The organism is Micromonospora sp. NPDC051296, from assembly GCF_040682255.1.
Lineage (GTDB): Bacteria > Actinomycetota > Actinomycetes > Mycobacteriales > Micromonosporaceae > Micromonospora > Micromonospora craterilacus.
This window is the reverse complement of sequence record NZ_JBFBAO010000528.1, coordinates 1-3,548: the sequence shown is the minus strand read 5'-3', so window position 1 is coordinate 3,548 and position 3,548 is coordinate 1. Positions and strand designations below refer to the sequence as shown.

The 3,548-nt window shown below is 68.3% G+C and carries 4 protein-coding genes; 1 reads left to right on the top strand and 3 read right to left on the bottom strand.

The window, feature by feature from the left end:
- Positions 1–596 precede the first annotated feature (596 nt).
- The gene (locus tag AB0M52_RS32300; RefSeq protein WP_363961536.1) at positions 597–824 is read left to right on the top strand and encodes a hypothetical protein; all 228 of its coding nucleotides are present in this window, start codon (positions 597–599) and stop codon (positions 822–824) included.
- A gap of 6 nt (positions 825–830) precedes the next feature.
- On the opposite strand, the gene AB0M52_RS32295 is transcribed toward AB0M52_RS32300, so the two are convergent.
- From AB0M52_RS32295 to AB0M52_RS32285, 3 genes are all read right to left on the bottom strand, one after another.
- Complete coding sequence (locus AB0M52_RS32295; protein WP_363961534.1) at positions 831–1,628, bottom strand: carbon-nitrogen hydrolase family protein; 798 nt, start codon at positions 1,626–1,628, stop codon at positions 831–833.
- Between the two features lie 62 nt (positions 1,629–1,690).
- Positions 1,691–2,986 carry an ATP-dependent Clp protease ATP-binding subunit ClpX gene (gene clpX / locus AB0M52_RS32290; RefSeq protein ID WP_363961532.1) on the bottom strand — a complete coding sequence of 432 codons (1,296 nt, stop codon included), beginning with the start codon at positions 2,984–2,986 and terminating at the stop codon, positions 1,691–1,693.
- 204 nt (positions 2,987–3,190) lie between these two features.
- Positions 3,191–3,548 (bottom strand): ATP-dependent Clp protease proteolytic subunit (locus tag AB0M52_RS32285; protein WP_363961530.1); only part of this gene is annotated, 358 nt, incomplete at its 5' end.

Here is a 3,548-nt window from a genome sequence, read left to right as displayed (position 1 = left end):
CAGACACAAAGCCTGACCAGTCCGGGGTAATAATCAATTTGGCACTGGCTTATCAAGCACCCTGTTGAGTTCTCAAAGAACAACCACACACCATCCGCCGATTCCAGTAACCGGAACCGTGTCTGGGGCAACCGCTCCAAGCTATCCGATCTGCTCTTCGAGGTCAACCCGAGCTATCGGGTAATTTTCGAAGATCGTTCGGGCCCACGTTGACGCACGCCTTCCGGCGTTCGCTTCTGTCGTGGAGAGCCGCAGACCGGCCAGTCACCTCGCGGTGACCCGCCCGGCTCCTGCCGGCTCCAGAACCTTACCCGGTCGGCTTCGCGTTCGCAACTCCATCTCATGGAGACTCACGCACCACCCGGTCTCAGCCTCGCGTTCGACTTCATCGTCGCGAGCCTGGCGCCCGTTCTCGGCCGGTTTGCCCCGGCCTTCCCCGTGCAGAGAGAAAGTTACGCGGACGCCCCGAAGAAGGCAAATCATGGACCGTCGATGTCCTCGATCCCGCCCGGGCTACCCCGAAGGCGAGACTGCCGGCAACCGCGGGTCCTCGCGCCGGCGACCGCGAACGGCGCGGGCGTGCCAGAGTGTCTGGCATGGATGACGTGTCCCGGCCCGCCAGCCCGGTCCTCGCCGAGGGCGCGCTACTCGGCCTGCTGGCGCCGTTCTGGCAGCTGCTCATCGGAGCGTTCGTGCTCTTCGCCGTCGTGATCTCGATCGGGCGGCTGGCACGGCGCGGCCCCTCCCGGATGAGCACGGCGTTGCTGGTCACCGCCGCCGCCATCGCCGGGCTCGCGCTGGTGGGCGTACTGCTGCAGGGATAGCGGTGGTCAGAGCCGGCGGTTGGCCAGACTCGGCAGCTCGGCGCGGATCCGGTCCAGGCGGTCCAGATCCAGGTCGGCGACCGCGAACCCCGGGCCGTCGGGCACCTGGGACAGCAACGTCCCCCACGGGTCGACCACCATGCTGCGGCCGTAACAGGTGCGACCGGGTTCGTGGTCACCGGTCTGGCCGGCCGCAGCGACGAAGCACTGGTTCTCGATCGCGCGGGCGCGTAGCAGCACCTCCCAGTGGTCGCGCCCGGTGTGCATCATGAACGCCGCCGGCACCACCAACAGGTGGGCGCCGCCATCGGTGGCGAGCCGCCGGTACAGCTCCGGGAAACGCAGGTCGTAGCAGATCGACAGACCCACCCGGAGGCCCTCGACATTCACCACCACCGGCTGGTCACCGGGGGCCACCGTCGCCGACTCCCGGTACGAGACCCGGCCCGGGATCTCCACGTCGTACAGATGGATCTTGCGATAGCTGGCGGCGAGCGTGCCGGCGCGGTCGAAGACCAGGGTGGTGTTCCAGGTGCGGTCGGGGTCGGGGCCGGCCTCGTGGAAGGACCCGGCGATCAGCCAGACGCCCCGCCTGCGGGCGGCGTCGGCGAAGAACTGCCCGACCTCGCCGTCGACCGGCTCCGGTGCAGGCATCCCGGCGCCCGGCCCCAGATAGTCGACGTACTCGGGAAGGAGCACCAGGTCCGCGCCGGCTTCGGCGGCGCGGTCGATCAGTGCCTCCGCGGCGGCCAGATTCGCCTTCCGGTCGTCGCGGGAGTTCAGCTGGCAGACGGCGACGCGCATGACTGCCAGCGTACGGGCGAACGGCGGTCGGGGGGCAGTGCGAGCCCGCACGGCTGGCCGGATCAGGCGGACTTCTCCTCGCGCTCGCGCCGGGCACGGCGCCCGGTGAACTCGCGCGGGACGATCGTCGGGTTCACGTTCTCCAGCACCACCTCGCGGGTGATGAGCACCCGGGCGGCATCGGGGTTGCTCGGCACCTCGTACATCACGGAGAGCAGGACCTCTTCCATGATGGCGCGCAGGCCGCGGGCACCGGTGCCGCGCAGCATCGCCTGGTCGGCGATCGCCTCCAGCGCCGGCCGCTCGAACTCCAGCTCGACGCCGTCCAGCTCGAACAGGCGCTGGTACTGCCGGACCAGCGCGTTGCGGGGCTCGGTGAGGATCCGCACCAGGGCCGTACGGTCGAGGCTGCGGACGCTGGTGATCACCGGGAGGCGGCCGATGAACTCCGGGATCAGCCCGAACTTGAGCATGTCCTCCGGCATCACCTGGCTGAAGATGTCGTCGGTGGAGCGCTCGGAGACGGCGCGGAGCCGGGCGCCGAAGCCGGTGCCGCCGTGCCCCGTACGCGCCTCGATGATCTGGTCCAGGCCCGCGAAGGCACCACCGCAGATGAACAGCACGTTGGTGGTGTCGATCTGGATGAACTCCTGGTGCGGGTGCTTGCGACCGCCCTGTGGTGGCACGTTCGCCACGGTGCCTTCGAGCATCTTCAGCAGCGCCTGCTGGACGCCCTCGCCGGAGACGTCCCGGGTGATCGACGGATTCTCCGACTTACGGGCGATCTTGTCGACCTCGTCGATGTAGATGATGCCGGTCTCGGCCCGCTTGATGTCGTAGTCGGCGGCCTGGATCAGCTTGAGGAGGATGTTCTCCACGTCCTCGCCGACGTAGCCGGCCTCGGTCAGGGCGGTGGCGTCGGCGATGGCGAACGGCACGTTGAGCATCCGCGCGAGGGTCTGCGCCAGGTGGGTCTTGCCGCACCCGGTCGGACCGAGCAGCAGGATGTTCGACTTGGCCAGCTCGACGCCGTCGTTACCGGAGCCCGGGGCGTTGGCGGCCTCGGCCTGGATCCGCTTGTAGTGGTTGTAGACCGCGACGGCGAGCGCCTTCTTGGCCTGCTCCTGCCCCACGACGTAGGTGTCGAGGAACTGGCAGATCTCCATCGGCTTGGGAAGCTCTTCCCACTTCACCTCGCCGGACTCGGCCAGCTCCTCTTCGATGATCTCGTTGCAGAGATCGATGCATTCGTCGCAGATGTAGACCCCGGGGCCCGCGATGAGCTTTTTGACCTGCTTCTGCGACTTGCCACAGAAGGAGCACTTGAGTAGGTCGCCGCCGTCACCGATCCGTGCCACCTACGTTCTCCCTGCACTCATCGGCCGAAGACCGGCCACGACCTGCGGACGCTGCGCTCCGCCCGTCTTCTGTCACCCCGCCGGTCGCCCGACGAAGCGGTACGGACCCGACGTTACCCGCTGTCGGGGCTTTCTCCGACCCCCAAAACGGGTGTGTCAGAGGTCGGCGGGCGACGTGCCCGGCCGACCTCTGACCCGACCTGGTCAGCTGGCGGCGTTCGCGGCCAGCAGGCCCTTCTTGCGGCTACTGAGGATCGTGTCGACCAGCCCGTACTCGCGGGACTCCTCGGCCGTCATGATCTTGTCTCGGTCGATGTCCCTGCGGACCTTCTCGACCGGCTGGTTGCAGTGCCGGGAGAGCATCTCCTCCAGCTGCGTACGCATCCGCAGGATCTCCCGGGCCTGGATCTCGATGTCCGAGCCCTGCCCGTAGCCGCCCTCGGTGGCCGGCTGGTGGATGATGATCCGCGAGTTCGGCAGCGCCATCCGCTTACCCGGGGTGCCCGCGGACAGCAGCACCGCCGCGGCGGAGGCCGCCTGGCCGAGGCAGACGGTCTGGATG

Bases quoted from the DNA above. Each gene is read 5' to 3' on its own strand.
- AB0M52_RS32300 (WP_363961536.1), top strand. From the start codon at position 597: ATGGATGACGTGTCCCGGCCCGCCAGCCCGGTCCTCGCCGAGGGCGCG.
- AB0M52_RS32295 (WP_363961534.1), bottom strand. From the start codon at position 1,628: ATGCGCGTCGCCGTCTGCCAGCTGAACTCCCGCGACGACCGGAAGGCG.